Here is a 17125-nt window from a genome sequence, read left to right on the forward strand (position 1 = left end):
CGCCGGCCGGTCCGCTGCCGCCCGGCGACCCATCAGGATCAAGGACGATCGATTTGCGGTACGGCCGCGGCAGTCCCGTTCCCGGCGGCCTGCGCGGCCCCGCTCCCAGCGGCCCGCGCGGCGGGCGTCGGCGCGTCGGCGATCTGCGTGAGCCCCGGCACCCGATCCTCGATCACGAACGACGCCCGGGTGTGCGCCGGTGCCCCCGGCGCGCTGACGTAGGGCAGCACCACGAAGTCGGCGGTCAGGGCGTCGGGCGTGATCCGCGTCCGGACGTATCCGCGCTGGTTGTTGTAGAACTTCAGGTGCGGGTTCCAGGCCGCCCACGGGTGTGTCCCGCTCGGCACGTCGGCGCCGTCCCCGGTCGAGGTGATCGACGAGCAGACCAGCTCGGTGCCGACGGTCCGCGAGGTCGGGTCGTCGTAATCCAGCTTCAGCTCGTCGGCCCAGTGCGCGTGCACGTCACCGGTCAGCACCACCGCGTTGCGCACCCGCGCGTCCACCCAGCCCTGGGTGATCCGCTGCCGGGACGCCTGGTAGCCGTCCCACGAGTCCATGCTGAGCACCTTCTGCGGCCCGGCGTTGTTGTCGCGCTGGCCGAAGAAGACCTGCTGCCCGAGGACGTCCCAGCGCGCGTCCGACCGGCGGAAGCCGTCGAGCAGCCAGGCTTCCTGCTCGCCGCCGGTGATCGTGCGCCGGGGGTCGTAGGCGTCGGCGCAGTCCTTGTAGCCGTCCCCGCAGGCCTGGTCGTCGCGGAACTGCCGGGTGTCGAGCAGGTGGAAGGTCGCCAGCCGTCCCCAGCGGATCCGGCGGTAGAGCTGCATGTCGATGCCGCGCGGGATCGAGGTCCGACGCAGCGGCATGTTCTCGTAGTAGGCGCGGAACGCGGCCGCCCGTCGCGCCGGGAAGCCGGGATCGGGCTGCTCGGGCACCTCGTCGGCCCAGTTGTTCTCCACCTCGTGGTCGTCGAAGACGACGGCCCACGGCGCGACAGCGTGCGCGGCTTGCAGGTCCGGGTCGGTCTTGTACTGCGCGTGCCGCTGGCGGTAGTTCGCCAGGGTCACGGTCTCGGGCCCCTCGTGGTCGCGCGGGTTCCCGGTCGGCGCGAGGTAGACCCCGGCCTGGTATTCGTACTGGTAGTCACCCAGGTGCAGGATCAGCTCCGGCTCGTCCTCAGCGAGCCGGCGGTACGCCGTGAAGAACCCGTGCTCGTACTGCGAGCACGAGACGAACGACATGGCCAGCGACCCGCCGGTCGCCCAGCGCGGCGGCGTGGTCCGGGTCCGCCCGACCGGCGAGGTCCAGCGCTCGGCGTGGAAGCGGTAGAAGTACTCACGCCCGGCGGACAGTCCGCCCAGCTCCACGTGCACGGTGTGGGCGGATCCGGGCCGGGCGGCTACGGAGCCGCGGCGGACGACACGCCGGAAGCGCTCGTCGGCGGCCAGCTCCCAGTCGACACGGACGACCCGGTTCGGCATGCCACCGAGGCCGTCCTCGGCGAGCGGGTCGGTGGCCAGGCGGGTCCAGAGCACGAAGCCGTCCGGCTCCGGGTCTCCGGAGGCGACTCCGAGGGTGAACGGGTCGGTGCGCAGCGGGCCACGATACGGCGCGGCATCGGCGGCGAGAGGCCACAACGTGGTGGTGCCGGCAGCGCCGACGGCGGAGCTCAGCAGCAGGGTACGTCGTGAGATCGGCATGCCCGCAGCCTCCCTGCCATGGATGAAGGTGGATGAATACGGCAAGTGGCCGAGAGGGGAATGTCTTGTGGTCAGACCGTGACGCGCTCCACTCCCGCGTAAACGTTCATGGTCGTCCCGCGCAGGAAGCCGACCAGCGTCATCCCCGCCTCGTCGGCCAGCTCGACCGCGAGCGTGCTCGGTGCCGATACGGCGGCCAGCATCGGCAACCCGGCCATCCACGCCTTCTGGGTCAACTCGAAACTGGCCCGGCCGGAGACCATCAGCACGTGCCCGGCCAGCGGCAACCGGCCCTCCCGCAGAGCCCAGCCGAGCACCTTGTCAACCGCGTTGTGCCGGCCCACGTCCTCCCGCAGCACGAGCAGCCGCCCGTCAGCGGTGAACAGCCCGGCCGCGTGCAGCCCGCCGGTCCGGTCGAAGGTGCGCTGCGCGGCCCGCAACTGATCGGGCAGCCCGGCCAGGACGGTGGCCGGCACCCGCAGCGGGTCGGCGGTCACGTCGAAGCGCGACCTGGTCCGCACCGCGTCGATGCTGGCCTTGCCGCAGACCCCGCACGAACTGGTGGTGTAGAAGTTGCGGCTCAGGTCGGTCACCGGCGCCGGCACGTGCGCGCCGAGCACGATGTCCACCACGTTGTACGTGTTCGGGGTGTCGGTGCCGGCGCACAGCTGCGCGGTCGTCACGTCCTCGGCGACCGCGATCAGGCCCTCGCTGAGCAGGAACCCCATCGCCAGGTCGATGTCGTGCCCCGGGGTGCGCATGGTCACCGCGAGCGGCTGCTTGCGCACGCGGATCTCCAGCGGCTCCTCGGCGGCGAGCTCGTCGGGCCGTCGAAGGCTGGTGCCCGGAGTCGCGCCGAGATCGATGCGGACCACCGGGCGACGTGTCGTGCTCCTCCCCATGGCCGGAGCTTACGGCGCTCCGGAGCAAACGCCACGGCGGCGCGGTCGCCGATAAGTACACGCCGTGTCACCGGGCACAACAAAGACGCGTGGACACGCCCGGACGCCGGTCGGGATACGGTACTCACGTGGGGGGATTTGCGGCGGTGGTCCTGGCCGGTGGTGCGGCGCGGCGAATGGGTGGTGCGGACAAGCCGACTCTGGCTGTCGCCGGCCAGTCGATGCTGACCCGGGTCCTGGCCGCCGTGCACGACGCCGACCCGCGTGTCGTCGTCGGCCGGGTCTCCTCCGACCTGCCGGTTCCGGTGCACGTGACTCGCGAGGAGCCACCCGGTGGCGGCCCGGTCGCGGCGGCCGCGGCCGGTCTCGCGCTGGTCCCGCCGACCATTGCGTACACGGCTCTGCTCGCCGCCGATCTGCCGTTCCTCACCGGCGAGGCGATCGACGTGCTGCGCCTGACCATGGAGTCGGCGCCGATGGAGGGTGCCGTCTATCGGGACGCCGACGGGCGGCTGCAGATCCTCTGCGGGGTGTGGCGGACAACGGCGCTGCGTGCGGCGATCGAGCGGCTCGCCACCAGGCGGGGCGGGTTGCACGGCGCGCCGGTCCGCGAGCTGATCGCCGAGCTGCGGGTCGCCGAGGTGTCCTGGCGCCGCCCCGGCCCGCCACCCTGGTTCGACTGCGACACCGACGACGACCTGCGGACGGCCGAGGAGTGGGCGCGATGAGCGAGCTGGACAGGTGGGTCGCCGCGGCGAGCGCCGAGCTCGGCGTCCCGCGGGAGGACGTGGCCGTCACCACGGTGCTGGACGTGGCGCGGGACGTCGCGCACAACGTCGTCCGGCCCGGGGCGCCCGTCACGGCGTACCTCATGGGTCTCGCCGTCGGTCGTGGAGCGGACCCGGCCGACGTCGCCGAGCGTGTCACCGCGTTGGCCCTGAGCTGGGAGAACTCGCCAGCCGAGAAGTGAACGCGAGACGGGCGTTTACAGCCCCGCCGCTCTCGATAGGGTGACGGGGACGGAGGTGCGATCATGACGGCAGAGAGCCCGGCGGGCGACACGCCCGAAAGCGTGTTGCTCGACGAACCGACCACGGCAGATCTACGGGCCAAGGTCACCGAGGCGTGGCGAGAGTTCGCGAGCGCTCTGGCCGGCATGCTGTCCAGCCTGCCGTCCGGCGCCCAGATCGACCTCACCCTGGACCCGACCGCGTCCGGCACCGGCGCCGCGGTCTACTCGGTCAGCATCCGGGTCCTGCCGGCAGGGGTGCTCGAGGCGCTCGCCGTCGGCAACGCCGCGCTGCCGGCGGAGTATCGGATGGATCGCGCCACGGTCGCCGAGATGGTCGCGCTCGGCTGGTCCCCGCCGGGCGTGCTGGCCGGCTCACGGGACGCGTTCGGCCTGCGTTCCGAGCAGTCCAAGGCGACCGCGGTCGCCGCCACCATCTCGCGCACCCTGCGCGACATCTACGGCGCGCCGCACCCGGCCTTCCTGGTCTACCTCGTGCACGACGAGGAGGACGAGCCGATCGAGGCCGGCCCGCTGGCCACCGCCCGGCTGGAGGCGGGGCTGGAGCTGGTGGGCGCCGATGGCGCCGAGCTGACCGACGAGGAACTGCTCGCCGAGGTCGCCGGTGACGAGGTGCCGCTCGACGAGCGGGTCCGCACGGTGATCGCCACCATGTCCAAGACCACTGTCGACCAGCTCCAGGTCGACGCGGACGGAGACATCGGCATCCGGGCCGGCTCCGCGATGGTCTTCGTCCGGGTCCGGGACAATCCGCCGCTGGTCGACGTCTTCTCGCCGATCCTGACCGAGGTCGAGCCGACCGAGCAGCTCTACGTGAAGCTGTCCGAGCTCACCAACCGGATGCCGATCGGCCGGCTCTACTGCGCGCAGGACACGGTCTGGGCGTCGATCCCGGTCTTCGGCCGCAACTTCCAGGCCGTGCACCTGATGCTCGCGGTGCAGGTCATGACCGGGCTGGCCGACGAGCTGGACGACCGGTTGCACGGTGAGTTCGGTGGCAAGCGCTTCTTCGGTGAGGGCGACAAGCCGACCCCGCCGAAGAACGGCGACGACCACCGCACCGGCATGTATCTCTAGTCCGGCAAGGACGGCACCGCTGTCGGCGTCTCCACGAGCCGGGACAGCACCACCATGCTGCGCGTCGACGTCACGAACGACTCGGCGCGCAGCCGCTCCAACGCCTGCTCCAGATGACCGATATCGGCCGCGCGCAGGTGCACGAGCGCATCCGCCTGCCCGGAGACCGTGTACGCCCCCACCACTTCAGGATGCCGGCGCGTAGCGACGGTGATCTGCGCCGGTGTGGTCCGCCCGGTGCAGAACAGCTCCACGAACGCCTCGGTCGTCCACCCCACCGCGGCCGGCTCGATCACCGCCGTGAATCCCTTGATCACCCCGGCCGAGCGCAGCCGGTCGACCCGGCGTTTCACGGCCGGGGCGGAGAGCGACACCTTGGCGCCGATCTCGGCGTACGAAGCGCGGGCGTCCGCCACGAGCAACGCAATGATTCGATGGTCGACGGCGTCCATCTGCAACGATTCGCCTCCGGAAGGCAAGATTTCGAGCTGTTTGCTGCACCGCAGCCTACCTACGCTAAAACCTCATGAGCCAGTTGGAGCGATCGCCACGAACCCGGACATATCTGATGTGTCCCCCGGAGCATTTCACGGTCGAGTACACGATCAACCCGTGGATGGACACCACCGTCGCGGTGGATGCCGCCCAGGCCCTGAAGCAGTGGGAATCGCTCCGCACCACCCTGGTCGATCTCGGTCACGTCGTCCACGTGCTGGACGCCCGCCCTGGCCTGCCGGACATGGTCTACTCGGCGAACGGCGCGTTCTCGGTCGACGGCACCGTCTACGGCGCCCGGTTCCGCTATCCGCAGCGCGCCGACGAGGCCGTGGCGCATCAGGCTTTCTACGACACCGCGGGGGCCTGGAGGTTCGTCGCTCCGCAGCACGTGAACGAGGGCGAGGGCGACTTCGCGTACCTTCCCGCGGCGTACGGCGGAATCGTCCTTGCCGGTTATGGCTTCCGCACCGACCCGGCCGCGCACGCCGAGGCGCAGGAGGTGCTGGGTCGCCCGGTGATCTCGCTCCGGCTCGTCGACCCGGCCTTCTACCACCTGGACACCGCGCTGGCAGCGCTCGACGACCGCCACGTCACGTACTACCCGGAGGCTTTCTCGGAGGCGTCGCAGCGGGTCCTCGCGCAGCTCTTCCCGGATGCCGTGCTCGCCGACCGCGCCGACGCCGAGGCGTTCGGCCTGAACCTGGTCAGTGACGGCCGCCACGTGGTCCTGAACACCGACGCGGTGGACATGGGTCACAAGGTGCGCGCCGCCGGATATCACCCCGTCCACGTGGATCTCTCCGAGCTCAAGCGCGGCGGCGGCAGCGTCAAGTGCGCCGTCGCGGAATTGCGACCCGCACAACGCTGACCTCACGGGCACCTTTGGATTCCGTGCGCAAAGATGGTTCGCATGACCGACGAAACCCGCACCACCGAGCACAAGGACGACGGCACCGTCATCGTCATGGGCCCCGACGGTCGCCCGATGGGCACCATCGACGAGGACGGCACGATGAGCCCGGAGGAGCCGGGCAACCTCATCGAGCAGCCGGCGAAGGTCATGCGCGTCGGCAGCATGATCAAGCAGCTGCTGGAGGAGGTCCGGGCCGCTCCGCTCGACGAGGCCAGCCGCGGCCGGCTGCGGGAGATCCACCAGCGTTCGATCAAGGAGCTGGAGGATGGTCTGGCCCCCGAGCTGCGCGAGGAGCTGGACCGGCTGACGCTGCCGTTCGAGGGCGAGACCCCGCCGAGCGAGGCCGAGCTGCGCATCGCCCAGGCGCAGCTGGTCGGCTGGCTGGAGGGGCTGTTCCACGGCATCCAGGCGGCGCTGGTCGCCCAGCAGATGGCCGCCCGCCTGCAGCTCGAGCAGATCCGCGGTGGCCAGGGCCGTCCGGCCCTGCCCATGGGAATCCCCGGCAAGCCGGACCGCCCCACGGGCCAATACCTTTAAGGCCCCTTCCCGTACGCCCATGGCAGCGGCCGTGCGAACGTCCCCGCGCGAGGCCGCTGCCATTCCGGGCCGCCCCGCGCCCCCGCCCGCCCGGCTGGCGCTCACGGCCGCTTCAAGGCCCGAATACAACCCTGAGCGCCAGCCGGCACCTGGCACCGGCTCGCGGCGCGGGTCACCGTTCCGGCTGGTTCTCATGGGCGTTATTCGGGACGAATAACGCCCATGAGAACCAGCCGATGGCAGGCGGCGCGGCAGCGACCGCAAGCCGAAGCGGACATCGCGGCTGTGCCGGCGCAGGGGCGCCGCACCCGCCGTACGGGAAGATCCGGTCTTAGAGGTTGAAAGCCTTTTGCAGGTAGACCGCGACACCGTCGTCGACGTTGGTCAGCGTGACCTCGTCGGCGACCGCGCGCACCGCGGGGTGAGCGTTCCCCATCGCGACGGCATGCCCGGCCCAGGTCAGCATCGGAAGGTCGTTCGGCATGTCCCCGAACGCGATGACCTGGTCCGCCGTGATGCCTTCCCGCTCGCAGAACCAGGCGAGCCCAGCAGCCTTGGTCACCCCCGCCGCGGAGATCTCCACCAGCGCGGACGATGACGACCGCGTCGCCTCGGCCACCCCGCCGAGCGCCTTGCTGACCAGCTCCAGGAAGTCGTCGGGATCCGCCGAAGCCGAGCGGGCCAGCAGTTTCACGGCGGGCGCGGAGGTCAGCTCCGCGGGCGTCGAGATCACCCGCACCCGATGATCGGTGAAGCGCAGCGGCCACGTCGACTCGTGCCGGAACGACCGCCCGTCCTCGATCTCCACCGCGAGCGAGAGGTCGGGCACCGCGTCCCGCAGGCGGCGGGTGACGTCGAGGAGCACCTCGCTCGAGAGCGGATCGGCGCGCAGCACCTCGTCGGCGTGCGGGTCGTAGATCACCGCACCGTTCGCGCACACCGCCGGCAACCGCTCCGGCAGCTGGTCGTAGAGATCCTCCAGCCAGCGCAACGGCCGCCCGGTCACCAGCACCACCGGCGCCGGGACGGCGGTCAGCACGTCGATGGTCCGCCGGCTGATCCTGCGCTCGTCGTCGATCAGCGTGCCGTCGATATCGGTCGCCACCAGCCGCCAGGGAGCCGTGGATGGCGAGGGAGCCGTGGATCGGGAAGAACCTGTGGAGCCAGAAGGACCTGTGGATCGCGAGGGTGCCATCACCTCGACAATAGCCGTTCCAGATACACCGCCACCCCGTCCTGATCGTTGGTCAGCGTCACATCGTCGGCGACCGCCAGCAGCTCCGGGTGCGCGTTGGCGACGGCGACCCGCCCCCAGCCGGCCCAGGCAAACATCGACAGGTCGTTGGGCATGTCGCCGAAGACCAGCACGTCCGCCGGGTCGACGCCGACGGCCTCGGCGACCACCGCCAGGCCGGTGCCCTTGTCCACGTGTGCCGGGCAGATCTCCAGGTAGTCGAGGCCGGCCTGGGTGACAGTCGCCACGTCGGCCGGGACGACGCGCCGCGCGACGGCCAGCAGCTCGTCGACGTCCAGCTTCGGGGACCGCGCGAACGCCTTGATCACCTCACCGTCCAGGCAGTCGGCGCGCTCCCGGGCCTCGAAGGCGACCGGGTACCGCCAGGTCGGGTCGTAGTCACCCCAGAGCGGCGAGTCGTCGTGCTCCAGCGCCTCGAAGATCACCGAGAGCGGGCCGGCCACCGACTCGATCCGGGTCAGCACGTCGGCCAGCACCGGACCGGACAGGCGCGCCTGCCGCAGGTAACGGGACTCGGCCTGGTCGAGCACCCACCCGCCCTGGGCGAGCACCAGGTAGTCGGCGACGCGGATGTCGTTGCGGGTCAGTGACGCGAGCCGGGGGCCGCGGCCGGTGGCGGCGACGATCCGGATGCCGGCAGCGCGGACCCGTTCCAGGACCTGATGTGTATACGCCGAAACGGTCTCGTCACTGCGGACCAGCGTGCCGTCGAGATCCGTGGCGATGAGCTTGGGAAGCCCAGGCTTGAGCATCGGAACCTCCGTGGGTTGGGAAACCCCCGCGGAGGGCGGAAGGAGAACGTTACTCCTGCCCGGCCACCAGCGACCATGACAACTGGTGACCGGGTGATGTCGAGATCGTTAGCGGCTGGGTTCCAGCACGTCACGTCCGCCGAGGAACGGCTGCAACGCCTTCGGCACCCGCACCGAGCCGTCCGGCTGCTGGTGGTTCTCCAGGATCGGAATCAGCCAGCGGGTGGTGGCGAGCGTGCCGTTCAGCGTCGCCGCGGTCTGCGGCTTGCCGTTCTCGTCGCGGTAGCGGATGTTGAGCCGGCGCGCCTGGAACGTGGTGCAGTTCGACGTCGAGGTGACCTCGCGGTACCGCCCCTGCGACGGCACCCAGGCCTCGCAGTCGTACTTCCGGGCCGCGCTGCTGCCGAGGTCACCGGCGGCCACGTCGATCACCCGGTACGGAATCTCGACCTTGGCCAGCATCTCCTCCTCCATGGCGAGCAGGCGCTGGTGCTCGGCGAGCGCGTCCTCCGGTTTGCAGAAGGAGAACATCTCCACCTTGTCGAACTGGTGCACCCGCAGGATGCCGCGCACGTCCTTGCCGTGCGAGCCGGCCTCCCGCCGATAGCACGTCGACCAGCCGGCGAACCGCGACGGCCCGTTGCTCAGATCGATGATCTCGTTCGAGTGGTAGGCGGCCAGCGCCACCTCCGACGTGCCGACCAGGTACAGGTCGTCGGCCTCGAGCCGGTAGATCTCGCTGGCGTGCGCGCCGAGGAACCCGGTGCCCTCCATCGACTCGGGCCGGACCAGGGTCGGCGTGATCGACGGCGTGAAACCGTGCTCCACCGCCTGCTGGATGGCCAGCTGCAGCATGCCCAGTTGCAGCAGCGCGCCGACACCGGTCAGGAAGTAGAACCGCGAACCGGACACCTTGGCGCCCCGCTCGGTGTCGATCGCCCGCAGCGCCTCGCCGATCTCCAGATGGTCCAGCGGCTTGTCGATCTGCGGGATCGTACCGACCTCGCGCAGCACCACGAAGTCGTCCTCGCCGCCGGCCGGAGCGCCCTGCTCGACCAGGTTCGGCACGGCCAGGTGCGCACGCTTGAGCGCCTCGTCGGCCTCGGTCGCCGCGGTCCCGGCGGCCTTCACCTCGGCGGCCAGCTCCTTGGTGCGCGACAGCAGCGCGGCCCGCTCGTCACCGGAAGCCTTCGCCACCTGCTTGCCGATGGAGTTCTGCTCGGCCCGGACCGTCTCGAACCGCTGAGTGGCGGCCCGGCGCTCCTCGTCGGCACGCAGCAGGTCGTCCACCAGCTCGGTGGACTCGCCGCGCAGCCGCTGGCTCGCGCGGATCAGTTCCGGGTCTTCACGAAGCAGACGCAGGTCAATCACGACTGTGGAGCCTACCGGGAGAAACACCCCACGGTCGCGCGGGTATTGACCGCGTCATCGAAGGGGTATATCGCGATTGTCCGGCGAGGAGACGAACGGCTCGGCCGGGGTGATGCTCAACTCCAGCGGCTCGTCCGCCGCCGGCTCCGGGGCCCGCATCTGCTCCGGTCGCGGCCCGGCCGTCGCACGCCCGGCGAGCCAGAGCGCGACCAGCGCGGCCGCCACGCCGGCGATCGCGCACCACAGCCCGCGGCCGAGCGCCACCGTCATGTGCTCGCTGTCCAGCGCGATCTTGTAGAAACTGGTCACCTGCCGGCTCTGCGCGCCGAGCAACTGGACCGAGGCGAGCAGCAGTGCGAGCAGGACCCCGCCGGCCCCGAACCCGGCCAGCCGCGCGTAGCGGCGTCCCGCCTCCGGGCCGCGGATCGCCAGCAGCACCGCAATGGCCAGGAGGAACAGGCCGACGACGTACGCCGCGCCGACGCCCCCCAGATCGAACAGGTCGGTCGGCAGCATCTTGGTCTCGCCGACCTCGTCCGCGCCGTACATCAACCCGTCGACCGTGGTCACCTGCCACTCGGAGATCAGCGACGCGAACGCCGCCACCCCGCCCAGCCCGGCGATCAGCGGCGCCACCCGATGATCACCGCCCAGCCCGCGGAAGAATCCGGGCCGCTCGGTCTCACCGATCTCGATCACCGTCTCCGACATGTGATCCATGATGGGCCCTGCCTCGTCGACCCTCCACCGCGCCCCGGATGGGCTAGCGTTCTGTTCATGCCTATTCGTTCTGCTACGGCCCGCTGGGAAGGGAACCTCACCGAGGGTTCCGGCACGGTAAAGACTGGTAAGGGTGGCCTGCAGGGGAACTACTCCTTCAAGTCACGCTTCGAGGAGGGTGAGGGGACCAACCCCGAGGAGCTCATCGCCGCGGCCCACTCCGGCTGTTTCTCGATGGCGTTCTCGAAGGGTCTCGCCGACGCGGGCTTCACGCCCACCTCGGTCGAGACCGTCGCCAAGGTGCACATGGACAAGACCGACGCCGGTTTCGGCGTGTCCCGCATCGATCTGGAGACCGTCGGCGACGTCCCCGGCATCGACGAGTCCACGTTCCAGAAGATCGCCGCGGACGCCAAGGAGAACTGCCCGATCTCCCGCCTGCTCAGCCCGGGCGCGGCGATCAGCCTGTCCGCCAAGCTCGCCTGATCACTGCCTTACCCACGCCGGCGCGGTCCTCACGGCCGCGCCGGCGGTCTTTCGCTCCGGCCGCCACACGGCACAATGGTGGGCGTGCCGGTGGACATGAGTCGCGAGCGCTTCGAGGAACTCGTCGGTGAGGCGCTCGACGAGGTCCCGGTCGAGCTGCTGTCCCTGATGAACAACGTGGTCTTCCTGGTCGAGGACGCCCCGCCGGACGGTGACGACGGCCTGCTCGGCCTCTACGAGGGCACCGCGCTCACCGACCGCGGCTGGGACTACGCGGGCGTCCTGCCCGACCGGATCACCATCTACCGCCTGCCCACGCTGCGCGTCTGCGACTCCGACGAGGACGTGGTCGAGGAGGTCGCGATCACCGTCGTCCACGAGATCGCCCACCACTTCGGCATCGACGACCAACGCCTGCACGAGCTGGGCTGGGCCTGACCCGAAGATCAACTTCAAGATCTTCATGTCCCATCTCCGCTGTGGTCCGGATCGTCGCTCCCGCGGGGACCCTTCCGGGCCGAGCAGGGCGCGGGGCGCCCAGAACGCTCACCCCGAAAGGGCGACGTCCGCGGGTGGGCACGCTCAGAGCAACAGACCCGTCCACGCCCTCGAGTCCGCCGCGCAGTGCCGCCGCGGCCGGCAGGCGTAGCGCGTCGGTGACGGCGTCGCCCCGGGAGTCCGCGACGCCGCCGATGGTCCCGGCCGCAGCGCGCCCCCGCTTCCGGCTGGTTGTCATGGGCGTTATTCGTGCCTCATAACGCCCATGACAACCAGCCGGGACCGTGACCCCCGCGCATGCCCGGCCCCGGCGCTCATCAGGGCCGCAGCGCGCGTCGCTCACGACGTACCGGAGTCAGCCTGGTTCGCCGGAGCGCAAGCGCGCCAGCCAGGCGGACGAGTCCGCGAAGTCGGTGTCGGAGAGACCGGCCGGCGCCTGCACCGGAGGCTCCGGCTGCAGGCGATGCCGACCGTAACTGCCCAGGAACCGCACCTCCGCGCAGATCCGCCGCAGCCCGCGCAACGCCTCCCCGAGACGCGCCTCGGCGACGTGGCCGGTGCAGTCGAGGAAGAAGAAATACGTCCCGAGCTGCTCCCCGGTCGGCCGCGACTCGATCCGGGACAGGTTGACGCCACGCACCGCCAGCTCGGTCAACACCGCGAGCAACGCGCCCACCTGATCGTGCCGGATCGACACGGCCAGCGACGTCACGTCGTCACCGGTCGGCGGCGGGGGTGGCCCCGGCGGGGTGAGCAGCGCGAAGCGGGTGACCGCCTCGGCCCGGTCGGCGACCTTCTCGGCCAGCACGGCGAGCCGGTTGCGGGGCACGCCGATCGGGGCGCAGAGAGCCGCGTCGTACTCCCCGGCGGCAGCGCTGAGCGCCGCGGCGGCGTTGGAGAGCACGTCGACGACCGTCGCATCCGGCACGTTGTCCTGCAGCCAGTGCCGGCACTGTGCGGAGGCCTGCGGGTGCGCCGCGATCGTCCGTAAACCGGCCAGCGGCTTCAGCACATCGGCGGCCAGCACGAACTCGACCGGCAGCAGCACCTCCCGCGCGATCATCAGCGGCGTGCCCGTGACCAGCTCGTCGAGCGTGACCGGGATCGCGCCGCCGACGGAGTTCTCCAGCGGAACCAGCGCGGCATCGGCTTCGCCGGAACGGACCGCTTCCAGGGCCTCCGGCACGCTGCGGGCCGGGATCCGCACCCCGTGCTCGGCGGCCGGGAGGGTGCGCAGGGCCGCCTCGGTGAACGTCCCCTCGGGGCCGAGGAAGGTGAAGCGCGTGGGCGGCGTACCGGGCATGCCGTCAGTCTAGGGTCTGTACAGCCGGGAGCTCAGTAGCCGCAGGCGAGGACCCGGATGCCGGCCGGCGCGCTCGACTGGACCTGCGGGTTACAGACGTCCGAGCCCGCCGTGATGAACGCCAGCGAGGTGCCGCTTCCGCTGGCCACGACGTTCAGCGGCTCCTGGTCACCGCTGACCCCGGCCAGTTTCAGGACCGTGAACGACCACGTGTCCGCGCAGAACGGCCCCTCCCGCACCTGCAAGGTCTTCTTCGGGATGCCGTCCTCTCCCTTGACCAGCGCGAGGATCTGCGCGCCGGTCGGCTCGCCGCTGCACTTGGCCGCGTGCGCCGGGGTGGGCGTCGGCGACTTGGTCAGCGGCGCCGCGCTCGGCGGGGCCGTGGTGGTGGTGGCCGTCGTGCCGGTCGGATACGCATACGTCGGCGGAACCCACGTCGGAGGCAGCACGCCGCCCGGCGAGACCGGGGTGTACGTCGGCGGCGGCAGGATCATCGACGGCTGCGGGCTCGGAGCGGGGGGAAGCGACGCCGCTGAGGGCAGCGCGGCAGGCCGTGACTCGTCGTCGCGTGATCCGCAGGCCGCCGTCAGCAGCACAGCGCCCACGACCAGGGGGATGAAGCGAGTGTGCGGGGACACCCGGTCATGGTAGGAGCGTTACCCGGACAGTGCCAGGTTGTCGGGCGGCTATCGGGAGCCGGTCACCCGGCTATGCGATGCCCGGCCGCGGCGAGCGTGTTGACCGCCTCGGTCAGCCGCACCGTCGGCACCAGCAGATAGTCCGTGTCATACGTCGAGAACGTGACGATGTTGACCCGGGCGTCGGCGAGGGGCCCCACCAGCGAGGCCAGCACCCCGGTCATCGCCGTCGTCAGCCCGGCCACGCGCAGACATCGCCAGGCGGTGTCCACCTCGGCGCTTTCCGGCACCCGGTCGGTCGGGCAGATGATCGAGATCTCGTCGAGGCCCCAGGTCACCGAGATGACGCTCTTGTCGTCCGGACCCGCGGTCAGGGAAGGGGGCAGGGACGAACCGGCCGACAGGCGGCACACCGCGTATTCCCCTGGTAACAGGTCTAGATCGAGCATGACGGCAGACTACGTTACGGATCGGTAACACCCAATGGTTGCCGGATGCGGCGAACACCACACCGCCACGGGCAAACCGGACGTCAGTAGTGAACCAGGGAGAGAAAGGTCAGCGATCCGGCCACCCGGCCACCGGCCAGCAGCGGCGTGGACACCGCGTCGACCGTCAATGGCGGCTTCTCGGCATCCGGAACCACGCGCAGCAGCCCTCGTGCCAGGCGCTCGCTGCGGACCGCGAGCAGCGGCGGGATCTTCTCCGCCTCCGGGTCCTCGAGCGGACCGGCGCCGGCCGTGAAGTCGATCAGGTGCAGCGTCGCGGTCAGCCGTTTCCCGATCGCGTCGGCCGGCTTGCCCAGCCCGAGCAGCTCGCTGCCGGACAGGGAGACGGCCAGGATCGCGCCACCCGCGTCGATGATCAGGCAGGGCTCGTCGGCGATCGCCACGGTGCTCGCCCAGCGCTCGATGCTGGTGACGAACTCGGCCTCGGCCGGTGTGCGTGCCTGGGGGACGAACGCTCCCGAGAGGGAGAGCTCAACATGCGCCACCCGCTCCTCCTCGCTTCTGTCGCGTCGTCCGGGACGCCCCGGGAAACCGGGGCGTCACCGACGACGGCGTCGCAAGGAACGTTACCGGCGGGTCGGCCGCTTGTCAGCGGCCGTCTGTCCGTTGCTGTACCAACGGTAGTCGCCGGCCGGCCGATAGGGCGCGTTCGCCCAGGTGGCCGGGTTGCTGGCAACGGCTGAGAGTTTGCTCGCCGTGGCCGCCGAGATGCGGGCGCCGCCGGCCAGCAGCAGCCGGTCGAGCTCCTTGTCGGTGGCGACCAGACAATCCTTCGGCAGGCCGTGGACGCTGATCACGCCCGAGCCGACGAACGTCAGCACCGGGGTGACCGGCACGTTTAGGCCGACCGCGGCGGAAAGCGCTTTCGCGGCACGTCGCGCGTCACGACGCGCCTCGGCCACGTACTGCGGGCGCTTGCCGTTGATCTGCACGACGTCACCGGCGATCAGAACACGCGACCGGCCGTGGTCGGCGACGGTCACCGCGTAGACGCCACCGGGGCCGATGGCGAGGAATCCGGCCCGCTCATCGGCGGGGTCGGGCTCGTAGTACGACTGGGACAGGTCGGTGCGCGGCCAGTCCACGATGTGCCAGGCGGACCCGAGTCGGTCCAGGCGGGTGAGCGCACGTGCGCCTGCCGCTTCCATGCGACGGGCGTCACGATCGGCGCGACGGCGCCGAGCCCACTCCATCGGAGTCAGCCGCGGCTCGAGGGCCGAGGGCGGTGCCGCATGGCCGACCGGCGTCAGTGCGCGGTTGGTCGAGGGCACGGGCAGGGCAGGGCGGGCGGGGAAGACAGTCACTGCGACCTCCGGCAAAAGGTCTTTCGGGCTGGCTCTCTGTTTCCAACTACCGTACGTGCTCAGCCCTTCACGGAGAAGGGCGGCGGAGTGGAAAGAAAGAGAAAGAAGTGTGGATGAATACCGCATTCACGGACAACGTCTTCTTGCGGATGGTGCTACTCCACACGAGCGGTCCGGGGTTTCGTCGCACTGTGCCAAGTTAACTCCGTCGCCCGATCGGTGCATGCTCGTCTCAGGATCTAGATCAGAACGTGACCGGGCGATAGCGTTCGGTACGGACTAACGTCGGCCTGGTGTACGTCGACAGTGAAGTCAGCCGCCTGCGCACCGTCCTGCTCCACCGACCGGGAAAAGAGCTGGCCAGGCTCACGCCGCGGAACAGTGGATCACTCCTCTTCGACGGCATCCCCTGGGTCGGCCGCGCTCAGGACGAGCATGATCAGTTCGCCGAGGCGCTCCGCTCCCGTGGTGTCGAAGTGCTCTATCTCTCCCAATTGCTCGCGGAGACCCTCGCCGTGCCCGAGGCGCGTGCGGAGCTGACCGCCGGCGTTCTCGCCGATCGGCGCCTGGGCGACGGCCTGCGCGCCGGGATCGCCGACTACCTTGCCGACCAGCCGCCGGACAGGCTGGCCGAGGTGCTGGTGGCAGGGCTCTCCCACGAGGAGGTGAAGCCGGCCGGGGGCAGCCTGGTCTACGAGATGCTCCAGCCGAACGACTTCCTCATCGACCCGCTGCCCAACCTGCTCTTCACCAGGGACTCGTCGGTCTGGGTGCGCGATCGGGTCGCCGTGACCAGTCTCGCGATGCCCGCCCGGCGCCGGGAGACGACGCTCACCCACGCGGTGTACCGCTTCCACCCGCGCTTCGCCGGCTCCGGGCTGCTCTACGACCCGGCGCTGGAGCACGTCGAGGGCGGTGACGTGCTGGTGCTCGCGCCGTCCGTGCTGGCGATCGGGGTCGGCGAGCGGACCACTCCGGCCGGCGCCGAGCGGCTGGCCCGGCGGGTGCTGGCGGCCGGGCTCGCGCACACCGTGCTGGCCGTGCCGATCGCGCAGGAACGCGCCACGATGCACCTCGACACGGTCTGCACCATGGTCGACGCCGACGCGGTCGTGATGTACCCGAACGTGGCCGACACCTTGCAGGCCTGGTCCATCACCTCCGGCGAGGATCACGATCATTTGCGGGTACGGCCTCCGCGCCCCTTCCTGGAAGCCGCGGCCGAGGCGATGGGCATCGAGCGGCTGCGCGTGATCGACACCGGCCTGGACCCGGTCACGGCCGAGCGGGAGCAGTGGGACGACGGCAACAACACGCTCGCCATCGCACCCCGGCTCTGTGTCGCCTACGAGCGCAACGTCGAGACCAACGCGCAACTGGAGCACGCCGGCATAGAGGTCGTCCGCATCCAGGGCTCCGAGTTGGGCAGCGGCCGTGGCGGCCCGCGCTGCATGAGCTGCCCGGTCCTGCGCGACCCCCTGCCCGGCTGAACCAACAGCGTCACCCGCTACCCGGCTCAACCAACAGCGTCACCCGCTACCCGGCTCAACCAACAGCGTGACCCGCTACCCGGCTGAGCCAACAGCGCGACCCTGCCCGACTGAACCAACAGCGTGATCCGCTACCCGCCTGAAC

The 17125-nt window shown here is 70.7% G+C and carries 20 protein-coding genes; 8 read left to right on the forward strand and 12 right to left on the reverse strand.

Features of this window, described 5'->3' with window-relative positions:
* Nucleotides 1-38: 38 nt before the first annotated feature.
* Nucleotides 39-1697: an alkaline phosphatase D family protein gene (locus tag Acy02nite_RS22830; RefSeq protein WP_203743721.1), complete on the reverse strand. Its 1659-nt coding sequence runs from the start codon at nt 1695-1697 to the stop codon at nt 39-41.
* Between the two features lie 71 nt (nt 1698-1768).
* Nucleotides 1769-2599, reverse strand: a complete 831-nt coding sequence (gene fdhD / locus Acy02nite_RS22835; protein ID WP_203743723.1) for a formate dehydrogenase accessory sulfurtransferase FdhD — start codon at nt 2597-2599, stop codon at nt 1769-1771.
* Between the two features lie 146 nt (nt 2600-2745).
* On the opposite strand from fdhD, the gene mobA reads away from it, so the two are divergent.
* The 3 genes from mobA to Acy02nite_RS22850 all read left to right on the forward strand — a co-directional run bounded on the left by mobA (nt 2746) and on the right by Acy02nite_RS22850 (nt 4706).
* The gene (gene mobA, locus Acy02nite_RS22840; RefSeq protein WP_203744178.1) at nt 2746-3327 is read left to right on the forward strand and encodes a molybdenum cofactor guanylyltransferase; all 582 of its coding nucleotides are present in this window, start codon (nt 2746-2748) and stop codon (nt 3325-3327) included.
* A complete protein-coding gene (locus Acy02nite_RS22845; protein ID WP_203743725.1) occupies nt 3324-3569 on the forward strand; it encodes a DUF6457 domain-containing protein in 246 nt (81 codons plus the stop codon). Before mobA ends, Acy02nite_RS22845 begins: the two co-directional genes overlap by 4 nt.
* A 63-nt stretch (nt 3570-3632) precedes the next feature.
* Nucleotides 3633-4706: a T3SS (YopN, CesT) and YbjN peptide-binding chaperone 1 gene (locus Acy02nite_RS22850; RefSeq protein ID WP_203743727.1), complete on the forward strand. Its 1074-nt coding sequence runs from the start codon at nt 3633-3635 to the stop codon at nt 4704-4706.
* Here the strand turns inward: Acy02nite_RS22850 and Acy02nite_RS22855 are convergent.
* Nucleotides 4703-5164 carry an Lrp/AsnC family transcriptional regulator gene (locus tag Acy02nite_RS22855; protein WP_203743729.1) on the reverse strand — a complete coding sequence of 154 codons (462 nt, stop codon included), beginning with the start codon at nt 5162-5164 and terminating at the stop codon, nt 4703-4705. The two genes, Acy02nite_RS22850 and Acy02nite_RS22855, sit on opposite strands and share 4 nt — an antisense overlap.
* Before the next feature lie 68 nt (nt 5165-5232).
* Here Acy02nite_RS22855 and ddaH point away from each other — a divergent pair, with 68 nt between their 5' ends.
* Together ddaH and Acy02nite_RS22865 are read left to right on the forward strand one after the other, a co-directional pair.
* Nucleotides 5233-6072, forward strand: coding sequence for a dimethylargininase (ddaH, locus tag Acy02nite_RS22860; protein WP_203743731.1), 840 nt, complete (start codon nt 5233-5235; stop codon nt 6070-6072).
* A gap of 42 nt (nt 6073-6114) precedes the next feature.
* Nucleotides 6115-6654 carry a bacterial proteasome activator family protein gene (locus Acy02nite_RS22865; RefSeq protein ID WP_203743733.1) on the forward strand — a complete coding sequence of 180 codons (540 nt, stop codon included), beginning with the start codon at nt 6115-6117 and terminating at the stop codon, nt 6652-6654.
* Nucleotides 6655-6985: 331 nt separating this feature from the next.
* On the opposite strand, the gene Acy02nite_RS22870 is transcribed toward Acy02nite_RS22865, so the two are convergent.
* The 4 genes from Acy02nite_RS22870 to Acy02nite_RS22885 form a co-directional block, all read right to left on the reverse strand.
* Entirely contained in the window at nt 6986-7759 is a 774-nt protein-coding gene (locus tag Acy02nite_RS22870) for a Cof-type HAD-IIB family hydrolase (protein ID WP_239175106.1), read from the reverse strand.
* Between the two features lie 89 nt (nt 7760-7848).
* The gene (locus Acy02nite_RS22875) at nt 7849-8661 is read right to left on the reverse strand and encodes an HAD-IIB family hydrolase (protein ID WP_203743737.1); all 813 of its coding nucleotides are present in this window, start codon (nt 8659-8661) and stop codon (nt 7849-7851) included.
* Nucleotides 8662-8769: 108 nt separating this feature from the next.
* Nucleotides 8770-10032 (reverse strand): serine--tRNA ligase, encoded by a 1263-nt coding sequence (serS, locus tag Acy02nite_RS22880; protein ID WP_203743739.1) that lies wholly within the window; start codon nt 10030-10032, stop codon nt 8770-8772.
* Nucleotides 10033-10086: 54 nt separating this feature from the next.
* Entirely contained in the window at nt 10087-10743 is a 657-nt protein-coding gene (locus Acy02nite_RS22885; protein WP_203743741.1) for a hypothetical protein, read from the reverse strand.
* Nucleotides 10744-10809: 66 nt separating this feature from the next.
* Here Acy02nite_RS22885 and Acy02nite_RS22890 point away from each other — a divergent pair, with 66 nt between their 5' ends.
* Together Acy02nite_RS22890 and Acy02nite_RS22895 are read left to right on the forward strand one after the other, a co-directional pair.
* Nucleotides 10810-11238: an OsmC family protein gene (locus Acy02nite_RS22890; RefSeq protein ID WP_203743743.1), complete on the forward strand. Its 429-nt coding sequence runs from the start codon at nt 10810-10812 to the stop codon at nt 11236-11238.
* Between the two features lie 90 nt (nt 11239-11328).
* Nucleotides 11329-11676, forward strand: coding sequence for a metallopeptidase family protein (locus Acy02nite_RS22895; protein WP_203744181.1), 348 nt, complete (start codon nt 11329-11331; stop codon nt 11674-11676).
* Between the two features lie 415 nt (nt 11677-12091).
* Here Acy02nite_RS22895 and pheA read toward each other — a convergent pair whose 3' ends face one another.
* The 5 genes from pheA to Acy02nite_RS22920 form a co-directional block, all read right to left on the reverse strand.
* On the reverse strand, nt 12092-13039 hold the full coding sequence (gene pheA, locus Acy02nite_RS22900; RefSeq protein ID WP_203743745.1) for a prephenate dehydratase: 948 nt from the start codon (nt 13037-13039) through the stop codon (nt 12092-12094).
* A gap of 32 nt (nt 13040-13071) precedes the next feature.
* Complete coding sequence (locus Acy02nite_RS22905) at nt 13072-13677, reverse strand: hypothetical protein (RefSeq protein WP_203743747.1); 606 nt, start codon at nt 13675-13677, stop codon at nt 13072-13074.
* Between the two features lie 62 nt (nt 13678-13739).
* A complete protein-coding gene (locus Acy02nite_RS22910; protein ID WP_203743749.1) occupies nt 13740-14126 on the reverse strand; it encodes an ACT domain-containing protein in 387 nt (128 codons plus the stop codon).
* Between the two features lie 83 nt (nt 14127-14209).
* Nucleotides 14210-14671: a PAS domain-containing protein gene (locus Acy02nite_RS22915; RefSeq protein ID WP_203743751.1), complete on the reverse strand. Its 462-nt coding sequence runs from the start codon at nt 14669-14671 to the stop codon at nt 14210-14212.
* Nucleotides 14672-14752: 81 nt separating this feature from the next.
* On the reverse strand, nt 14753-15490 hold the full coding sequence (locus tag Acy02nite_RS22920) for a hypothetical protein (protein ID WP_203743752.1): 738 nt from the start codon (nt 15488-15490) through the stop codon (nt 14753-14755).
* A gap of 293 nt (nt 15491-15783) precedes the next feature.
* Between Acy02nite_RS22920 and Acy02nite_RS22925 the strand changes: the two genes are divergently transcribed.
* A complete protein-coding gene (locus Acy02nite_RS22925) occupies nt 15784-16980 on the forward strand; it encodes an arginine deiminase (protein WP_425548062.1) in 1197 nt (398 codons plus the stop codon).
* Nucleotides 16981-17125: the final 145 nt, after the last annotated feature.

The sequence above is a fragment of the Actinoplanes cyaneus genome, from assembly GCF_016862095.1.
Taxonomy (GTDB): Bacteria; Actinomycetota; Actinomycetes; order Mycobacteriales; family Micromonosporaceae; genus Actinoplanes; species Actinoplanes cyaneus.

Coding starts and splice junctions, on each gene's coding strand:
- Acy02nite_RS22830 (WP_203743721.1), bottom strand. CDS start 1,697: ATGCCGATCTCACGACGTACCCTGCTGCTGAGCTCCGCCGTCGGCGCT.
- fdhD (WP_203743723.1), bottom strand. CDS start 2,599: ATGGGGAGGAGCACGACACGTCGCCCGGTGGTCCGCATCGATCTCGGC.
- Acy02nite_RS22845 (WP_203743725.1), top strand. CDS start 3,324: ATGAGCGAGCTGGACAGGTGGGTCGCCGCGGCGAGCGCCGAGCTCGGC.
- Acy02nite_RS22850 (WP_203743727.1), top strand. CDS start 3,633: ATGACGGCAGAGAGCCCGGCGGGCGACACGCCCGAAAGCGTGTTGCTC.
- ddaH (WP_203743731.1), top strand. CDS start 5,233: ATGAGCCAGTTGGAGCGATCGCCACGAACCCGGACATATCTGATGTGT.
- Acy02nite_RS22865 (WP_203743733.1), top strand. CDS start 6,115: ATGACCGACGAAACCCGCACCACCGAGCACAAGGACGACGGCACCGTC.
- Acy02nite_RS22875 (WP_203743737.1), bottom strand. CDS start 8,661: ATGCTCAAGCCTGGGCTTCCCAAGCTCATCGCCACGGATCTCGACGGC.
- Acy02nite_RS22885 (WP_203743741.1), bottom strand. CDS start 10,743: ATGTCGGAGACGGTGATCGAGATCGGTGAGACCGAGCGGCCCGGATTC.
- Acy02nite_RS22890 (WP_203743743.1), top strand. CDS start 10,810: ATGCCTATTCGTTCTGCTACGGCCCGCTGGGAAGGGAACCTCACCGAG.
- pheA (WP_203743745.1), bottom strand. CDS start 13,039: ATGCCCGGTACGCCGCCCACGCGCTTCACCTTCCTCGGCCCCGAGGGG.
- Acy02nite_RS22910 (WP_203743749.1), bottom strand. CDS start 14,126: ATGCTCGATCTAGACCTGTTACCAGGGGAATACGCGGTGTGCCGCCTG.